The sequence below is a fragment of the Oceanicola sp. 22II-s10i genome (assembly GCF_002210105.1).
Classification (GTDB): domain Bacteria; phylum Pseudomonadota; class Alphaproteobacteria; order Rhodobacterales; family Rhodobacteraceae; genus Pseudooceanicola.
Genome location: NZ_AQQU01000001.1, coordinates 860638 through 878808, shown reverse-complemented (window position 1 = coordinate 878808; position 18171 = coordinate 860638). Strand labels below are relative to the sequence as shown.

At 67.7% G+C, this 18171-nt stretch carries 9 protein-coding genes; 2 read left to right on the top strand and 7 right to left on the bottom strand.

The genetic code is table 11. The annotated features are described in order from the left end of the window. Nucleotides 1-74 precede the first annotated feature (74 nt). A complete protein-coding gene (gene pbpC / locus ATO6_RS04330) occupies nucleotides 75-2123 on the bottom strand; it encodes a penicillin-binding protein 1C (RefSeq protein WP_088622684.1) in 2049 nt (682 codons plus the stop codon). Next, nucleotides 2120-7570 (bottom strand): alpha-2-macroglobulin family protein, encoded by a 5451-nt coding sequence (locus ATO6_RS04325; protein WP_088622683.1) that lies wholly within the window; start codon nucleotides 7568-7570, stop codon nucleotides 2120-2122. The genes pbpC and ATO6_RS04325 overlap by 4 nt, the downstream gene beginning before the upstream one ends. Nucleotides 7571-7727: 157 nt before the next feature. Here ATO6_RS04325 and ATO6_RS04320 point away from each other — a divergent pair, with 157 nt between their 5' ends. Continuing rightward, nucleotides 7728-9614: an ATP-binding protein gene (locus ATO6_RS04320; RefSeq protein WP_088622682.1), complete on the top strand. Its 1887-nt coding sequence runs from the start codon at nucleotides 7728-7730 to the stop codon at nucleotides 9612-9614. Between the two features lie 3 nt (nucleotides 9615-9617). Here ATO6_RS04320 and yaaA read toward each other — a convergent pair whose 3' ends face one another. Both yaaA and recQ read right to left on the bottom strand, forming a co-directional pair. Then, a complete protein-coding gene (gene yaaA, locus ATO6_RS04315) occupies nucleotides 9618-10394 on the bottom strand; it encodes a peroxide stress protein YaaA (RefSeq protein ID WP_088622681.1) in 777 nt (258 codons plus the stop codon). A gap of 27 nt (nucleotides 10395-10421) precedes the next feature. Beyond that, nucleotides 10422-12467, bottom strand: a complete 2046-nt coding sequence (gene recQ, locus ATO6_RS04310) for a DNA helicase RecQ (RefSeq protein WP_088622680.1) — start codon at nucleotides 12465-12467, stop codon at nucleotides 10422-10424. A 342-nt stretch (nucleotides 12468-12809) separates the two neighbouring features. On the opposite strand from recQ, the gene ATO6_RS04305 reads away from it, so the two are divergent. After that, nucleotides 12810-13631, top strand: coding sequence for a hypothetical protein (locus ATO6_RS04305; protein ID WP_088622679.1), 822 nt, complete (start codon nucleotides 12810-12812; stop codon nucleotides 13629-13631). A 168-nt stretch (nucleotides 13632-13799) separates the two neighbouring features. On the opposite strand, the gene ATO6_RS04300 is transcribed toward ATO6_RS04305, so the two are convergent. From ATO6_RS04300 to ATO6_RS04290, 3 genes are read right to left on the bottom strand one after another with little or no spacing between them, the layout of a single operon-like run. Then, entirely contained in the window at nucleotides 13800-14849 is a 1050-nt protein-coding gene (locus ATO6_RS04300; RefSeq protein ID WP_088622678.1) for an acyl-CoA dehydrogenase family protein, read from the bottom strand. Nucleotides 14850-14852: 3 nt separating this feature from the next. Further along, nucleotides 14853-16040: an acyl-CoA dehydrogenase family protein gene (locus ATO6_RS04295; protein WP_088622677.1), complete on the bottom strand. Its 1188-nt coding sequence runs from the start codon at nucleotides 16038-16040 to the stop codon at nucleotides 14853-14855. Nucleotides 16041-16059: 19 nt separating this feature from the next. Continuing rightward, nucleotides 16060-18156 (bottom strand): 3-hydroxyacyl-CoA dehydrogenase NAD-binding domain-containing protein, encoded by a 2097-nt coding sequence (locus tag ATO6_RS04290; RefSeq protein ID WP_088622676.1) that lies wholly within the window; start codon nucleotides 18154-18156, stop codon nucleotides 16060-16062. Nucleotides 18157-18171 lie beyond the last annotated feature (15 nt).

The following is an 18171-nucleotide window of genomic DNA, read 5'->3' as shown; positions in this document are numbered from 1 at the left end:
CAAATTGATCACGATAATTTCCGGGGCCCCCGGCCGGGAATGGCAGGAATTGCCTCAGCGCTGTCGGCCGGACGTTATCTGACCTGAACCCGGACCCGTGCCGCCCGGCCTTCGGCGTCGATCACCGCGATCTCGGAGAAACCCCGGCCCAGCCCGTCCAGGAGCATCTCGCGCCGCCGCACGCCGGTCGCGACAGGCTCGCCGCTGACCAGCCATGTGAAAGGGGGCCTTCCCTCGCGCACCTTCACCGGCACGCCCGACCTGCCCGCCTCCAGCACAGCGCCTTCGGGCGGAAAGGCCATGACCGGCGCGCTGTCGTCCACAGCGACCGCGGCGCGGCCACGGAACCACTTCAGTGGCTCCGGCAACTGCGACGCGCCGATCAGCAGCGTTTCCGGCGGCGGGGCATGCAATGGATCCAACGTGGGTTTCAGACGCTGGAACGCCTCGAACAGCAGCGGCGCGGCGACATCGGCGCCGAACGCGCCCGGCACCGGCGTGCCGTCCGGGCGGCCCATCCAGACGCCGATCACATGCTGTCCGTCGAACCCGACGGCCCACGCATCCCGGTGGCCGTAGCTTGTCCCCGTCTTGTAGGCGAGCCGGTTGAGCGGCGCATCCGGCGGCGGGGCGAGGCCCGACAGCACATGCCCGACCTGCCATGCCGCCGCCCGGCTGACGACCCGCGCACCGGTCACGGCGGGATCACCCATACGCCACCGCAGGGAAACCCGCTTGCCGCCCTGCGCCAGCCCGGCATAGAGCCCGGTCAGATCCTCCAGCGTCACCCCGACACCGCCGAGAGCGATGGCAAGCCCCGGCTTGCCACCCGGCAGCACCGCCCGCACCCCGGCCCGCGTCAGCGCCGACATCAGCACCTCGGGCCCGAGCGCGTCGGTCAGCAGCACCACCGGCACGTTCAGCGACAGCCTCAGCGCATCCGCCACCCGCACCTCGCCCCGGAACGCGCCGTCGAAGTTCTGCGGAGCATAGCGCCCGAAGGACACCGGGCGGTCCGCGATCAACGTCTCCGGATGCGCCAGTCCCGCGTCGAAGGCCAGCGCGTAGACCAGCGGCTTCAGCGTGGATCCGGGCGAGCGCAGGGCGGTCGTCATGTCCACGAATCCCTGCCGCGCCTCTGCGCTCCCGTAGCCCGCCGATCCGACCGAAGCGAGGATCTCGCCCGTGGCATGATCGGCCACCACCATCGCGACCGAAACGCCATCCGCCGCGCCGCGCAGGCTGTCCTGCGCCAGCCGCTCGAGCCTGGCCTGCAACGCTGAATCCAGCGTCAGAACCTGCACGGCCCGGTCCGGCGCATCCGCCCGCGCCCGGTCCGTCATGTGCGGGGCAAGAGCCGGAAACGGACGGCGCGCGAAAGGCACCGGTTCGCTCTTGCCGACACGCGCGGCCTCGGACCCGATCACACCGGCCGCCGCCATACGGTCCAAGACGCGGTCCCGCGCCTGCCGCGCGGCCTCGCGGTCCAGATCCGGCCGCCGTGCCTCGGGCGCCTGCGGCAGCGCGATCAGAAACGCCGCCTGCGCGGGCGTCAGCCGCGCCGGTTCCTTCCCGAACCACGCCAGCGTTGCCGCGCGCAGCCCTTCGAGGTTTCCACCGAACGGCGCCAGCTCCAGGTATAACGCAAGGATCTCGTCCTTGCTCAGCCGCCGCTCCAGCGCCATCGCCAGCCGGGCCTGGCGCAGCTTGCCCGCCCACTGGCCGGTCCCGCTGTCCTCAAGCAGCCGCGCGACCTGCATCGTCAGCGTCGAGCCGCCCGACACCACACGCCCGTTCCAGACCGCCTGCCACCCGGCGCGCAGCACGGCGAGCGGATCGACCCCGTGATGCGACCGGAACCGCCGGTCCTCGTAGGCCACCAGCATCCGCAGATACCCGGCATCGACCCGCGCCGGATCGACTGAAAGCCGCCACAGGCCATCCGCCACCGTATAGGCTCGCAGCAGCGCCCCGCCCCGGTCCCGCATCTCGACCGCCGTCTCGGGCGTGAGCGCGGGCAGCACCGTCCGGTCCACCCATGCGTCCACCGCGTCCCGGCCCCCGGCCCCGAGGCCGAGCGCCAGAACCAGCGCGCCGAGCGTCAGGCCCGCGCGGCGGGTCATTCGGTGACCGTCACCTGACCCGCATCCGTCCATGCGCGGTAGCGCGGGCGGTACATGTCCTCGACCACCGCCGCCGGGTGATGGTAGCTGCCCGGAGAGATGGCGCGGACGATATAGGCCAGGTCAAAGCTGTTCTTCGACCGCCAGTCCACGGCGGCGAGGAACCGGTCGGACCGGAACTCGGTCGTCTGGGTGTCCGCCGTGTCGAGCCAGTCGAGCGCCGCGATATCGCCCGAGCGCAGGAGCGACGGGTTGTCGATCTCGAACCCGGCGGGCAGCGGATCGTCCACCATCAGCCGCGCGCCCGTCTCCTCGAACGGCCGCACCCGCAGCACCACGACCAGCCGCGTCCCGGCGGCCACCGTGTCGGGCGACACCGCCTCGCCCTCCATCGTGTAGTACATGCGGTCGATCGTGTAGCCGTAGCCGCCGGCCGGTCCCGGCTGCGACGGCACGCCGATGGTGGTCAGCGTGATCTCGGTCGCGCTCTGGCTTTCGTTGCGGATCGCCATGCCGACGGCGGCCTCGGCCTCCATCGCGCGGACCATCGGGCCGTCGACCGTGACGCCGTTCACCGAGATGCCGTTGACCGAGGGATCGTCCACCAGCGCCTTGGCCGCCAGCAGCGTCCACGCGCTTTCCTGCGTCGACAGCGGCCCCTCCGCCGCGCCCACAACCGAGGCGAGCTGCAGACGGTCCACCGCCGTCGATCCGGCCTCGACCGCCAGCGAAAGCACGCCCGCCGCGTCGCGCAGGTTGGTGCCGTAATCAGCCCGGAACACCTGCGCCTCGGACCGCGCGCGCCGCGCCTCCAGCTTGCGGCCCGCGATGGTGAACATCGCATCCGCCCGAAGCTGGTCGCCGTAGCTCGCCAGCGCCGCGCCGACCTGGGCAGCGGCCAGCGGTGTGGCGAAGTCCTCGCCCTTCACGTCGGCATAGTAGCGCAGATCACCCATGTTCGCCGCGCCCTCGCGGGCCAGCACCATCAGCGCATAGGCCACGTCCTCGCCCCCGCCGTTGGTTTCGGCGTCGAAGTCGGGCGCGTAGTTGATGCGGTTGCGCAGGTTGTCCATCGCATTGCGGAAGGCGATGTCGGGCACCGGGTAGCCCGCCGCCTTGGCCCGGCTCAGGAAGTCGGAGACATAGGCGTCGAGCCAGAAGTCCCCCGAATCCGCCCGCCACAGCCCGAAGGCGCCGTTCGACGCCTGCCGGGTCAGGACCCGCGTCACGGCCTGCGCGATGCGTTCGTCCACCTGCGGCTTGCTGGCCAGTCCCATGGCCTCGGCCACGGACGACAGATAGAGCAGCGGCATCGCCTTGGACGTCACCTGTTCGGTGCAGCCATAGGGATACCGGTCGAGCGTGGCGAGAAGCGCCGGCGCGTCGAGCCGGGCCAGCGGTCCGGCCGAGACGATGGCCTGCCCGGTGCCGGGGCGCAGGCCCGCGAAGACCTGTGCGTCCAGCGTGAAGGTCGCGCCCGCCGCCAGCGAGAAGCGCTGTGTCGTGGACATCGCCGGATCGTTCGCCCGGACCGGCACCGTCAGGGACTTGGTCAGCGCCCGTCCGCCCGGCGTGGTCAGAACCACGCGGATCTCATGATCGCCGACTTCGTCCGCCGTCACCGGCAGCCTCAGCACCGCCTTGCCCTGCTCCGTCAGATCGACGCCCGACGGTGCGGCGGCAACACTCACGCCATCCGCCACCACGTCGAGCCCCGCGCGCCCTGCCGGGCCGGAGGCGTGCACGATCTCCAGCAGCAGCGTGGAGCTGTCGCCCGGCGCCATGAAGCGCGGCAGGGTCGCAGTGACCACCACCGGGTCACGCACCAGCACGTCCGCCTCGGCCGAACCGACTCCGGTCGGGGTCCACGCCAGCGCGGCCAGCCGGACCGTGCCGTTGAAGGCGGGAATGTCGAAGCTGACCTCGGCCCGCCCGTCCGCCCCGACCTGCACGGGGCCCGAGAAGAAGGCGACCAGCTCCTCGGTCGGCGGCGGGCTCTGCAGCCGCGCCTGACCCTCGCCGTCGCCACCCGAGCGCACGGCCCCCATGGCGCCCTGCGAGCCGTCGATCAGCCGTCCGTAGAGGTCACGGATGTCGACGCCAAGCCTGCGCTGGCCGAAGTAGTAGCCATTGGGATCGGGCGTCTTGAACCCGGTCAGGTTCAGGATGCCGACATCCGTCGCCGCCACCGTGACCCAGGCCGTTTCGCCCTCGGCCACGCCGTTCACCACGACAGCCGCCGTCAGCGTTCCGCGCGGATCGCTCTCCGCCGGTGCGTCGAAGCTGACGTCCAGCGCCTTCGCGCCCGGATCGATCTTGGCATAGCCCAGCCCGAGCGCGCGGGCCGGGTTGTGCCCGGCAGGGGTGTCCATCGGTCGGATGACCGACACGGTCACGTAAGCCCCCGCGCCCCAGTCGGCCGTGACAGGCATGTCGATGACATTCTCGCCCTCGGTTACCGGCACCGCTTTCGTGTCGATCAGCCGGTTCGACAGCACCGTCACCAGCGCCGTCCCCGCGTAGCGCGGCACGACGCGAACCTGCGCGGTATCGCCGATGGCATAGCCCGGCTTGTCCAGCGACAGCTCAAGCGTGTCCGGGGTCGAGGATGTATCCGCGGGCGCATACCAGCCCGCATAGAAGGACATGGACGAGGCCATGTCGCCGCCGGCCTGCTCGACCACGATCTCGTACTGGCCCCAGTCGACCGGTCCAGCGACACCGACCGGATCGCTGCCCAGCATCGCGGTGCCGCTGGCCACCTCGGTGCGGGTGGTGAAGGGCTCCCATTCCCAGCTGCCGTATTGCTGATACCACTGATAGCGCGTCTCGACGCGGTTCAGCCGCCACCGCACCTCCATCGGTGCGGGCGTCAGATCCGGCCCGATGGCGATCAGGTCGAACGTGGCATCCACCCCCTCGGGCGCGACATCGTCGAAGCCGGGACGGATCCCGATCACCGGCGCGTCCGGCAGGACCATCCGCGTCGCGGCGCGCTCGACCGGGCGGCCCGAGCCTTCGCGAACGCGGACGGTCAGGCTGACCTCGGCGGGACGGTCCAGATCGTCGAACTCCGGCAGGCCGAAGGTGATCGCGGCGCTGCCGTCCTCGGCCGTCTCGCCGCCGGGGAACTCGCCGATCTGATCGTAGAGCTGTTCGTCATGCCGCCCGAAGCGATAGCGCGGAAACTGCTCCAGCGTGCGCTTGGCCGAAACGCGGACATCGCCCTCGATCCCCAGACCGCCCGCAGGCGCGCCGAAGAGATACTTCGCCTCCAGCGTGACCTCTGGCATGTCGCCGAGGCTCATCACGCCCTCGGGCAGCGCGAGATCGAAGTCGATGCGCTCGGGCAGGAAATCCTCGACCAGCACCGTCTTGGACGACAGCGCCGGCGCGTCGGGATCGGCGTGGATGTCCAGCCGGTAGGTCCCGCGCGGGGCCGCTGCGGCGACGGGCAGCGCCCAGACATGACCGCCCGCCCGGTCGTCGGTCGAGGTCACGCGCGAATATTCCACCCCGTCGGGCCGGGTCAGCACCGCCGTCAGCGGCAGGCCGTCGATGGCTGAAGCAACCCCATCCCGTGCCAGCGCGGTCGCATGGATCACCTCGCCCGCCCGATAGGCGCCCCGGTCGGTCGCAAGGAACACGTCGATCGGCGGCGCGGGCTGGCGCCCCTCGACGCCACGGTCGGACAGGTCGAACGCCGGATCGGTCAGCGCGAGGAAGGCAAGGTCGTCCGACCCGTCCCGCACCGTCACCAGCGCGGGCGCGGCACCGCCACGGCCCCGCGTCAGCCCGGCCTCGAAGACCACATGCCCCTCGGCATCCGTCTGCGCCGTGCCCAGCACCCGGTTGGCGCGCGACAGCAATTCCACCGTCACCCCTTCGCGCGCGGCGGCATCGCCGAGGCCACGCACGAAGACATGGGTGCCGTCCGTTCCGCTCATCGTCGTGATGCCGAGGTCGGTCAGGATGAACCACTGCGTCGCGGGCTCATACTCGTCCTGATCCGGCACCGTCGCGGTCAGTGCATAGGCCCCCGGCGTCAGCCCGGCGAGGATTTCCCCCATCGGCAGGCGGGTCATCATGTCCGTGTTCAGCTCGTTCGCCGTCTCGCCGGTGCCGGTCCAGATCTCCTCGGCCACATCGGCGCCAAAGCTCTCTTCCTCCCACTCGTAGATCGGACGCCCGAAATAGCTGTCCTGGATCGCACGCAGCAGGTTGCGGTCGATGACCCGGCGCAGCTTCAGCTCGACCTTGTCGGTGTTCACCGTCTCGATCGGCAGCGCCGCGTCCCCGGCGGCGGGCAGCACGTAGGCCCGGCCGGGGAAACGCGCCATCGGCGTCCGGTCGCGGATGTAGAACCGCAGCTCGACATCCTTGGCCAGCACCTCGCCCGACTTGGCGGGCATGCCTTCACGGAACACCACCGTGTAGCGTTCGCCATGGGTGCCGCCGTTGATGCAGATCTGGTTGCCGTTCGCCTCGACCGCCATGGTCTGATCCGGCAGCCTGACGTAATCGGCGTAGTTCACCCCGTCCTCGACCAGCGGCTCGGTGAACTCGGCGCAGATGCGCGGCCGGGCCTGATCGTTGTCGACGCGATGCTCCTCGATACGGAAGCCGTATTTCGCGATGGCGTCGTCCAGCGCCGCCTCGATGTCCTCGCGCGGCTGCAGCGACCGGGCCAGCCGCAACGCCGGGATCGTGTCGCGCCCGCGTCCGTTCACCCGCAGCGCATCCGCCAGCGCGGTCAGCGCGTTGACCCGGACCGGCACGGCATCCGCCCGCAGGTAGGCGTTGGCGGCCGCATCCAGCGCGCGGTCGCGATAGCGGCTCCGGTCGCCCGAGTTCTCCGTCCGGACCTCCAGCAGCAGACGCGAGAATTCAGCCCAATGCGCGGCCTGATCGCTCTGCGCGACTGCGCCGCCCATCCAGCGCATCGCATTCAGCGTATCGCCCGAGACATCGGCGCTGCGCGAATTCTCCAGCATCCGCTGAACGTCGAACTGGCCCGAGGGATGGATCCAGCCGATCTGTTCCGCCAGTTCGCGCGCGCCCGTCAGCGTCCTGTCTCCGAGAAAGCCCAGCTCCCCGACACGCTCCGCCGCCAGCAGCCGCGCACCGTTGGTCGGCGTCAGCATCACCGCCGAATGCGCCCCGTCGAAGGGGATCTGGCTGGACACCGCGGATTTGGGGAAACAGGCGTTCGATTTCGCGTTGAAGGTGAACGCAGTGCAGGCATCCAGCGCCTCGCAGGCCGTGCGGCAGGCCTCGAACGAGGTGTCGAACATGTTCTGCAGGTCGGAGCCCGGAAAATCCGTGTTCATCGTGACGATCATCCGCTTCTTGGGCAGCGGCTGGTCGGCGGCCGTCTGGCCCAGACCGGGCAGGGCAGAGGCGAGGGTCAGTCCACCCGCCACGAGAACAGCAAGAAATCGATTCATCGGAAAACTCCTTGGGCAATTGCCGCATGGTCGCAGGAGGTCACGTCGCACGCAAGGATTCCATCGGAATCGGCAGGAAAGTGAACGCATTGTTTACCCTCGTCGCGCACCCTGTCCGGACCCGAATTCCGGGCCGAGAACGGAGCGTCGCGCGGCAATGACAATGGCCGACAGATTGTCCGAGGAACGTCGCGGCCGGCTGGCCGCCGAACGCCTGCTGGAGCAGAAGCAGGCGGAGCTGTTCGCCGCCAACCGCAAGCTCGGCCTGCACGCGCGGCAACTGAGCGAGGAGATCACCGAGACCCGTGAAGAGGTGCGCAGCGTCCGGGACGAGAACCAGCGCTTCCGGTCCGAGATCACCGAGGCGAACCAGAAGATCGCCATCGCCGAACGCCGCCTTTGGATGTCGATCCGCGCGATTCAGGACGGGTTCGCCTTCTTCGACAGCGAAGGCCGGATGATTGCCGCCAACGATGCCTGGATGCAGATATTCGACGGTCTGGACGAGGTGCAGCCCGGTGTCTCCTACGTCCGCCTGCTGCAACTCGCCACCGAGGAAGGGATCATCGACACCGGCGACGAGTCGCCCGCGCAGTGGCGCGGTCGAATGATCGACCGCTGGCAGGACGCCGCGCCAGAGCCCGAGGTCATCCGCCTGTGGAACGACCACTTCATCCGCCTCATCACCCATCGTGGCCACGGCGGCGACGTGGTGAACATCGCCATGAACATCACCGCCTCGGTCCGGTACGAGGAACGTCTGCGCGAGGCCCGCGAACGGGCCGAGGCCGCGAACCGCGCGAAATCCGCCTTTCTCGCCAACATGAGCCACGAGATACGGACGCCGATGAACGGCGTGGTCGGGATGGCCGAACTGCTCTGCGACACCGCGCTCGACCCCGATCAACAGCTCTATGCCGAAACCATCCGCTCGTCGGGCGAGGCGCTGCTGGTGATCATCAACGACGTGCTCGACTACTCGCGGATCGAGGCGGACAAGCTGGTGCTGAACCCCGAACCGTTCGAACTGGAACAGATGATCCGCGAGGTCATGACGCTGCTGATGCCGTCCGCCCGCGCCAAGGGGCTGGACCTGCTCACGGACTACGACGCATGGCTGCCCGCGGTGGTTACGGGCGACCGGGGGCGGATCCGGCAGGTGCTGACCAACCTGATCGGCAATGCGGTGAAGTTCACAGCCGAGGGGCATGTGCTGGTCCGGGTCATGGGGTTCCACCTGCGCGGCAGCGTCGATCTGCACATCACCGTCGAGGACAGCGGTATCGGGATAGACCAGGCCCAGGTCGACCGGATCTTCGACCAGTTCAGCCAGGCCGAAGGCGCGCACAACCGCCAGTTCGAGGGGACCGGGCTGGGCCTGTCGATCTCGCGCCGCCTGATCGGCCTGATGGGCGGCGACATCTGGGTGGACAGCGAACCGGGGCGGGGATCGGCCTTTGGTTTCCGTATCACCCTGCCGGTCCATTGCGCGGCGGATGCGGCAAGGCCAGCGCCGGATGCCCCGGCCCCCTCGACGGCCGTCGGCACGAGTGCCGGGCAGGGCTTCGTATCCCGCCGCCACCGGCAGGACGCGGCGCAGGAACCGGCCCCGGAGTTACGCCTGCTGCGGGTGTTGGCGGCCGAGGACAACCCGACCAACCGGATGGTGTTCGACCGGATGCTGCGCGGCGCGCGGATCGAGTTGCATTTCGCAACCAACGGCGAAGAGGCCGTCGACGCTTGGCGCGACCACGCGCCCGATCTGATCTTCATGGACATTTCCATGCCCGGCATGGACGGCAAGGAGGCGACCCGCCTGATCCGTCAGGCGGAGCAGGCCACGCCCGGCGCGCATGTGCCGATCATCGCGATGACCGCCCATGCCCTGCAGGGCGACGCGCAGGAGATCCTGTCGGCAGGGCTGGATCACTACCTGACCAAGCCGCTGTCGCGCGACGCGATCCGCGCGGCGATCACCCGTCACGCGCCTCAGGGCACGCTCTGGCCTTTCCCGCGCCTGTCGTCGCTGGCCCTGACGGGCTGAGCCTCAGGCCCCCGCCTGCCTCGGACGGACAAACGCCGGACGCCCCGGTTCCGACCGCGCAGGATCATGCGCATAACCGTCCTCGGCGAACTCCACGATCCGCGCCGGGTCCGTCACGTCCCCCCGGATCAGCCAGCCCGCCATCGCACCCCGCGCGCGCTTGGCGAAGAAGCTGATCATCTTGGCGCTGCCGCCATCCTCCTCGAGGAACTGCGGCGTGATGACGTTCAGTTTGAGCCGCTTCAGATCGACCGCGCCGAAATATTCCTGGCTGGCGCAGTTCACCAGCGTGTCTGTGCCCAGCTCCTCGGCCCGCCGGTTCAGCACCTTCGCGGGTTGGTCGCGCCAGTAGTCGTAGAGGTTCGCACCCCGCCGCGTCGACAGCCGGCTGCCCATCTCCAGCCGGTAGGGCTGGATCCCGTCCAGCGGCCGCAGCACGCCGTAAAGCCCCGACAGGATCCGCAGCCGCTCCTGCGCGCGCATCATCTCGGACCCCGTGAACTCCCCGGCCCTGAGCCCCTGGTAGGTGTCGCCCGCAAAGGCCAGCACGGCGGGCCGCAACGCAGAGGCGACCGGCGCGTCCGAGAACGCCTTGAACCGGTCGCGGTTCAGCCGGGCGAGGTCGTCGCTCAGGTCCATCAACCCCTTGAGATCACGCAAGGTCTGATTGCGCATCGTCTTGGCCAGCCGGTTGGCGTCGTCCTGAAACTCGGGCTCGGTCAGGGCGAGGTCGCGCTCCTCCCAGTCGAGCTTCTTGGCCGGTGAAATGACGATCAGCATGGCAGGTCCCCTCGGTTCCGGGATGACTTAGCCCGTCGCCCGGATGGCGTCCAGAAAGGCCGCGCCGAACCGTTCCGCGCGGTGTTCGCCCAGTATCCGCTCCAGCGCCGCCTCGCTCTCGGGCCGCGCCTGCGCCACCTTGGCCACCTGCGAGGCGGAACAGCTGAGCGGCTTGTCGATCCCGTCCGGCCCGCGCGCGAGGTCGGCCTGAACCTCCATCAGCCGGTCGTAGAGCGACCCGGCCCCCTGCCCCGCCAGCCTGCGCCGCGCGGGGTGCAGCTCCTCCGACGCGCCGGTGATGACCTCGAGGAACATCGCCCCGTAGCGTTCCAGCTTCTTGGCACCCACCCCGCTGACCCGCGCCATGTCGTCGAGGCTCTGCGGGCGGCTCTCGGCCATCTCGATCAGCGTGCGGTCGGGGAAGATCACATAGGCCGGCACCCGCGCCTCCTCGGCCAGCGCGCGGCGCTTGGCCTTGAGCGCGGACAGCAGCGGCTCGTCCTCCTCGGACACCATCGTCCTGACGGCAGGGCGCGAGGCCTTGGCCCGCGCCCGGTCGATGCTGTCGCGGCGCAGGTCGATCGACTCCTCGCCCCGCAGGATCGGGCGCGCGGCCTCGGTCATCGTCAGCGCGCCGTGGCGGTCCGGGTTCGGACGGATCAGGTCGTGACCCATCATCTGCCGGAACACCGCCGACCATTCCCGTTTGCTCAGGTCCTTGCCCACGCCGAAGGTCGGCAGGTCGTCATGCCGACGCTGCCGGATCTTGTCGGTGACATTGCCGATCAGGATGTCCGTCAGATGCCCCGCGCCGAACCATTCCTCGGTCCGCAGGATCGCCGACAGCGCCTTGCGCACCGCCTCCGTCCCGTCGAACACCTCGGGCGGGCTGTCGCAGCAGTCGCAATTCCCGCAGGCCGTCGCTTCTTCCCCGAAATACGTCAGCAGCTTGGCCCGGCGGCATTCCAGCGCCTCGGCAAGCCCCAGCAGGGCGTTCAGCCGGGCATGGTCCGCCGCCCGCCGCTCCGGCGGGGCGAGCCCCTCGTCGATCTGCGACCGGCGTAGGCGGATGTCGTCGGGCCCGTAGAGCGTCAGCGTCTCGGCCGGTGCACCGTCGCGCCCCGCGCGGCCGATCTCCTGGTAATAGGCCTCGATGCTCTTGGGCAGGTCCGCATGGGCGACCCAGCGGATGTCGGGCTTGTCGACACCCATGCCGAAGGCGACCGTTGCGCAGACGATCAGCCCGTCCTCGCGCTGGAACCGGGTCTCGGCCACGCGCCGGTCCTCGGCCTCCATCCCGCCGTGGTAATGGATCGCCAGATGTCCCGCCTCGCGCAGCGCCTGCGCCAGCGTCTCGGTCTTGGCGCGGGTGCCGCAATAGACGATGCCGGACTGCCCCTTGCGCGCGGCGGCGAAGGTCAGGATCTGCGTGCGCGGGTTGTCCTTGGCCTGAAACGCCAGATGGATGTTCGGCCGGTCGAAGCCGCGCAGGAAGGTCTCCGGCGGCCCGTCGAACAGCCGCGCGACAATCTCGTCCCGCGTCTCGGCATCCGCCGTCGCGGTGAAGGCCGCAACCGGCACGCCGAGCGCTTTCCGCAACTCCCCGATCCGCAGGTAATCGGGCCGGAAGTCATGCCCCCACTGGCTGACGCAATGCGCCTCGTCCACCGCGATCCGCTTCACGCCGATCCGGCGCAGCATCCGCACCGTGCCCTCGCCCGCCAGCCGTTCCGGCGCGAGATAGAGCAGCCGCAGCGCCCCCGCCTCGATCCGTTCCCAGACGAAATCCGTCTCTTCCGGCGTGTTACCCGAGGTCAGCGCCCCCGCCTCGACCCCCGCCTCGCGCAGCGCGCGGACCTGATCGCGCATCAGGGCGATGAGGGGGGAGATGACGACCGTCAGCCCCTCACCCATGAGGGCAGGCAGTTGATAACACAGCGATTTTCCGCCGCCGGTCGGCATGATCGCCAGCACGTCGCGGCCCGCGCTCACCGCCTCCACGATCTCGGCCTGACCCGGACGGAATCCGTCGAATCCGAAGACCTCGCGCAGTATCGTGCTCGCGTCGCTCATCGCCTGGGGTGGGCCTGTGTGTTCTGGTTAAGCTGCTCTTAGCAGAACTTTCCCACACTAAGATTCGGTGAACAAGAGTCCTTGGGGAGGAAAACGTGGAAGCCTTCGACAAACCTCGTGAGGAAGTCTGCTAGACGGACAGATTTGCCATTCGCCGCATATGGTCGATCTACGTTGCGCCCGCGAAGACACAAGGGAGGTAGGGCGGAAATCGGTCTTTCGCCGCACCGGCAAAGAAGCAATCCTTGCTTCAAACAAGCGGACGTTCCTAATCATCTAAAAGAGCCGTAAATGCGGCCATACTTCGCATGTAGTAGTTGCGGAAAAGTGAGTGGCCGAGCCATGAACAGTGCGAAAGAGTCAGAATTCCTTCATCTCAACGAATTCTTTCGAGCCGCAGGTATCGTGCCCGAAAAGCTGGAACCTTACGAGTGTCCGGACTTCATCGCAGTCATTGACGGAGAGACCGTCGGGATCGAACTCACGATTGCAAGGCATGAAGCTGGGAAATTTGGTGCGCTACAGATCGAACATGCCCAGAGCGAATATGCGAAAGCACTGCGCAAATTGGTTGAGAAGAATGCAAGGGAGGGGGATGATGGGTTGATCATCAACATTGCCTTTGTAGACGGAGTTCCTGTCAGCGTCGAAGACAAAGACGACCTACCGCGAGTGGCGGCTCTGATCTCCGACGCTGCGGCGAAGCTGCCAAACCCAGGTGCCATAACAATTTGGTCAGAAAGATGGGCACGCATCCGCTACGACGGGGGAATGCGAAGCGCGCGCTCAGAGCCGTCCGCCCAGTTGCCGGAGTTCATCCAGAACATTTCCCTCTACAGGGACGGGAGACACGACATCAAGGTGACTGGCAGCCGAGGTGGTATCACGCCAGACTTCGACGACCGCGTCCTCTTACCGATCCTGAAAAGCAAGAACGATCGGCTGAAGAAATATGCGGCCTGCGACCGGTCCTGGTTGGTGATCGTTTCCAGGGTGATGCAATTTGAAGGCCACAGCCCTCAAACAGAGCGTGCGAATGCGGCCTTCTCATCGTTTGCCACCACATTTGGCATTGTCAATGTGACGCGGCCAATCCCGTCCGACTTTGACGAGACCTATCTGTTCAAATGGCCGTCGGAGGTCACGCGCCTCTCAGGAGACTGAGATCAAGCCGATTTAGCGCGGCGTCGCGCGTGCAAAATTGGCCTGACGCGCCCAGTCCAGTCTTGGCTCGAAGCGGTCATCGCTCTCTCAACCATCGGCTCACCACCCCCCAAAAAACGCAAAAGGCCCGGACAACCGTCCGGGCCCCCGCAAACCTTCCGCCCGAAATCAGGCCGCCGCGACCTGCATCAGGTGATAATCCGTATCCCCCAACTGCGCGTCGATCATGATGATGCGCTTGGCGTAGTGCGAGCCGGGGTATTCCCAGGTCATCGCGATGCCGCCGTGCATCTGGATCGCCTCTTCGGCCACCTGCCGACCGGCGCGGCCGATCAGGTTCTTGGCCATCGAGCAGTAGCGCGAGGCATCCGCACCACCCAGCTCGGACGCCGCCTTGATGACGATGGAGCGGGCCTGAACGATCTCGGTCAGCATGTCGACCGCGCGGTGTTGCAGCACCTGGAACGTGCCGATCGGACGGCCGAACTGCTTGCGCTGGCCGAGGTATTCCACGGTCATCTTGTGCAGCACTTCCATCGCGCCGACCGCTTCGGAACACAGCGCCACGATGCCCGCGTTGATCGCGTCCTGGATCGCGGCATCGGCATCCTTCAGCACCAGTTCCGCCGGAGCGTCCTCGAGCACGACCTCGGCCGCGCCGCCGCCGTCCATCATGCCGTAGCCGGTGACGGAGGCGTCCTCGGCTTTCACCGAATACACCGAGACCGACCCGCCGTCCTTGGCCGCGATCAGGAAGCCATCCGCCGCCTGCCCGCCATAGACGATGGACTTGCGGCCCGACAGCTTGCCGCCCTTGGCCTCGGTCGTCATCTGGCTCAGGTCGTAGGGCGCGTCCAGTTCGCCCAGCCCGACCGCGTATTTGGTCGCGCCGGAGAGCAGCGCCTCCTGATCCGCACCGGCGGCGCTCAGGATCCGCGAGGCCATCAGCGCCCCAAGCACGGGTTCGGGGCAGAGCGTCCGGCCCAGTTCCTCGAACACCACCGAGATGTCGAACCCGGTGCCCCCCATGCCGCCCGCATCCTCACCGGCCAGCGCATAGAGCGCGCCAAGTTCCACCAGCTCGTCCCACTTGGACGGATCGTGGAACGGCTCGGCATAGGCCACCTTGTTGCGGTGCTCGACCGGGTACTTGTCGCCCAAGTAGCGCCGCAGGCTGTCCTGGAGCATCTGGCGGTCTTCAGTCAGATCAAAGTTCATGGATTACAGCCCCAGCATGGTCTTGGTCAGGATGTTGCGCTGGATCTCGTTGGATCCGCCAAAGATCGACGTCTTGCGGTTGTTGAAATACCGCGCCGCGTCGTTCGCATGGCCAGCCGGCGCCACGTCGAGGTTCGAGCCTTTGAGCGAACCGGGGAACGGCGCCGCGTTCGGTCCGAGCGCCCGGCGCTTGAGGTCCTTGAGCTCCTGGTTGATGACGGTGCCCTTGATCTTGAGGATCGAGGTTTCCGGCCCGGGCGCACCCTGCTTCTGCGCGGTGAAGAGCATCCGCAGGTTGGTGATCTTCATGGCTTCGAGGTCGATTTCGGCCTGTGCCACGCGGGCGGCGAACAGCGGATCCTCGGCCAGCGGCTTGCCGTTGCGCATCACCTTCTTGGCCAGTTCCTTGACCTCTTCCAGCTCGAGCATCGAGAAGCCGACACCCGCGATCCCCGTCCGCTCGTGCGTCAGCAGGTACTTCGCGATGGTCCAGCCCTTGTTTTCCTCACCGACGAGGTTCTTCAGCGGAACCCGCACGTCGGTAAAGAAGACCTCGTTCACCTCGTGGCCACCCTCGATCAGCTTGATCGGGCGCACTTCGACGCCGGGGGTCTTCATGTCGACGAGGATGAAGGAGATGCCTTCCTGCTGCTTCACGTCCGGATCGGTGCGGACGAGGCAGAAGATCCAGTCGGCGTGCTGGCCGAGGGTGGTCCAGGTCTTCTGACCGTTGATGACCCACTCGTCCCCGTCCTTGACGGCACGGGTCTTGAGCGAGGCGAGGTCGGACCCCGCGCCGGGCTCCGAATAGCCCTGGCACCACCAGTCGTCGCCGTTCAGGATGCGGGGCAGGTAGTAGTCCTTCTGCTCCTTGGTCCCAAACTTCTGCAGCACCGGCCCCAGCATCGACAGGCCGAAGGGCACGATGCGCGGGGCGTAGGCGCGGCACGATTCCTCGTCGAAAATGTGCCGTTCCACCGGGCCCCAGCCGGGCCCGCCGTATTCCTCGGGCCACGTGACCGCCAGCCAGCCCTTCTTGTTCAGGATGGCGTGGTAGCGCTCCATGATGCTCTTGGTCAGCTCGCCGCCGTTCTTCACCGCGTCGCGGATGTCGTCGGGCAGGTTCTCCTTGAAGAAATCGCGGACTTCCTGGCGGAAGGCTTCTTCTTCGGGGGTAAACGTCAGGTCCATGTCAGGTCCTCCCTCCTGATTACGAATTCAGATCGGCGAACGTGGTGCCGTCGGCCGCCATCTTGCGCAGGATCTCCGGCACCTGCCAATAGTGTGCGTCTTCCTTGGCATAGGCCTCGATCCGCTTGACCAGCTCCGCCGCGCCGATGGTGTCGGCGTAGTGCAGCGGTCCGCCCCGGAACCGGGGGAAGCCGTAGCCGAACAGGAACACCATATCGACATCCACCGGACGCTTGGCGGTCCCGTCTTCTACGACGCGGGCGGCTTCCGAGATCATCGCGGTCATGTAGCGATCCACGATCTCCTGTTCGGTAAAGCTCTTGGGGGTGATGCCCTGCTCGGCGCGAACGGCGTCGATGATGCCTGCCACGTCTTCGTTCGGCACCGGCGCACCGGCGTCGTAGACGTAATAGCCCTTGCCGGTCTTGCGGCCGTACCAGCCCTGTTCCGCGATCCGGTCGGCCACCACACCGCCATAGCGTTCGGCGGGGTTCAGACCCTCTTCCTTCATCCGCTGGCGGTTCATGTAGCCGATGTCGAGCCCGGCAAGGTCACCGACCTTGTGCGGCCCCATGGCCAGCCCGAAGCCTTCCAGCGCGTCATCCACCTGCTGCGGGCTCGCGCCGTCCAGCACGAGGTAGGCGATGACCTTGGAGTAGTGCCCGAGGATGCGGTTGCCGATGAACCCGTCACAGACCTGCGCCAGCACGCCGACCTTCTTGAGGTTCGCGGCCAGGCGGAAGCCGGTGGCGACCACGTCGGCGGCGGTCTTTTCGCCCTGCACGATCTCCAGCAGGCGCATCACGTGCGCGGGGCTGAAGAAGTGCAGGCCCAGTACGTCCTCGGGCCGCTTGGTCACGGCGGCGATCTGGTTCACGTCCAGGTAGGAGGTGTTGGAGGCAAGGATCGCCCCCGGCTTGCAGATGCGGTCGAGCTTTTCGAAGATCTCCTTCTTGATCTCCATCTTCTCGAACACCGCCTCGATCACCAGATCGACATCGGCCAGCGCCTCCATCTCGAGGCTGGTCGACAGCAGGGCCAGCGTGGCGTCCCGCTTGTCGGCGCTCATCTTGCCGCGCGACACGGCCCCGTCGAGGTTCTTGGTGATCGTCGCGACGCCCCGGTCCAGCGCCTCCTGCTTGACCTCGACCAGCATCACCGGGATCCCGGCGGTCAGGCAGGCGGTCGAGATGCCCGACCCCATCGTGCCGCCGCCGATCACGCCGATCTTGTTCAGCGGCCGGTGATCGCCCTTGGCCTCGGGGATGTTCGACACGGCCCGTTCGCCAAAGAACGCATGGATCAGACCCGCGCGCTGCGGCGTGTTCATGCAGTCGATGAAGCACTGGCGTTCGACTTTCAGACCCTCTTCCAGCGGAAGATTGCAGGCCGCGACCGCCTCGACGCATTTCACCGGGGAAATCAGGTGGGGGTTCTTCTTCTTCACCCCGGCCAGCGTGTCGTCGATGACCTTCCGGTCATACTCCGCCTCGATCAGGTCCGTCCGCCGCGTCGGCAGGGTGCCGTCGATGACCTCCTGCCCCGCCTTCAGCGCGACATCGCGCGGCTCGCCGGCCATGACCTTGTCGACCGCGCCCTTGGCGGCGGCTTCCTTGGCCGGTACCTGGCGGCCCGACAGGATCACGTCCAGCGCGAATGCCAGCCCGGACAGACGCGGGAGACGCTGCGTGCCACCGGCACCCGGCAGCAGGCCCAGCAGGACCTCGGGCAGCCCGATGCGCGCGCCTTCGACGGCCACGCGGGCATGAGTCGAAAGCGCCAGTTCATAGCCGCCCCCGAGCGCGGTGCCGTGAATGATGGAGATAACGGGGATCGGCGAACCTTCGATCGCGCTCAGCACATCGCCCAGGCCGGGGGCCTGCGGCGGCTTGCCGAATTCGCGGATGTCGGCCCCGGCGACAAAGGTGCGGCCCGCGCAGTAGATCGCGATGACCTTGGCGCGGCCTTCGGAAACCAGACCCTCCATCGCCTCTTTCAGCCCGGCGCGCACCGCCTGACCGGTGGCGTTCACCGGCGGGTTGTCGATGCAGATCAGGGCGATGTCGCCCTCCATCCCGGTGCTGATGACGTCGTTGATCCGGTTCGCTTCGGCCATGGCCTACCCCTTTCA

Coding starts and splice junctions, on each gene's coding strand:
- pbpC (WP_088622684.1), bottom strand. CDS start 2,123: ATGACCCGCCGCGCGGGCCTGACGCTCGGCGCGCTGGTTCTGGCGCTC.
- ATO6_RS04325 (WP_088622683.1), bottom strand. CDS start 7,570: ATGAATCGATTTCTTGCTGTTCTCGTGGCGGGTGGACTGACCCTCGCC.
- ATO6_RS04320 (WP_088622682.1), top strand. CDS start 7,728: ATGACAATGGCCGACAGATTGTCCGAGGAACGTCGCGGCCGGCTGGCC.
- yaaA (WP_088622681.1), bottom strand. CDS start 10,394: ATGCTGATCGTCATTTCACCGGCCAAGAAGCTCGACTGGGAGGAGCGC.
- recQ (WP_088622680.1), bottom strand. CDS start 12,467: ATGAGCGACGCGAGCACGATACTGCGCGAGGTCTTCGGATTCGACGGA.
- ATO6_RS04305 (WP_088622679.1), top strand. CDS start 12,810: ATGAACAGTGCGAAAGAGTCAGAATTCCTTCATCTCAACGAATTCTTT.
- ATO6_RS04300 (WP_088622678.1), bottom strand. CDS start 14,849: ATGAACTTTGATCTGACTGAAGACCGCCAGATGCTCCAGGACAGCCTG.
- ATO6_RS04295 (WP_088622677.1), bottom strand. CDS start 16,040: ATGGACCTGACGTTTACCCCCGAAGAAGAAGCCTTCCGCCAGGAAGTC.
- ATO6_RS04290 (WP_088622676.1), bottom strand. CDS start 18,156: ATGGCCGAAGCGAACCGGATCAACGACGTCATCAGCACCGGGATGGAG.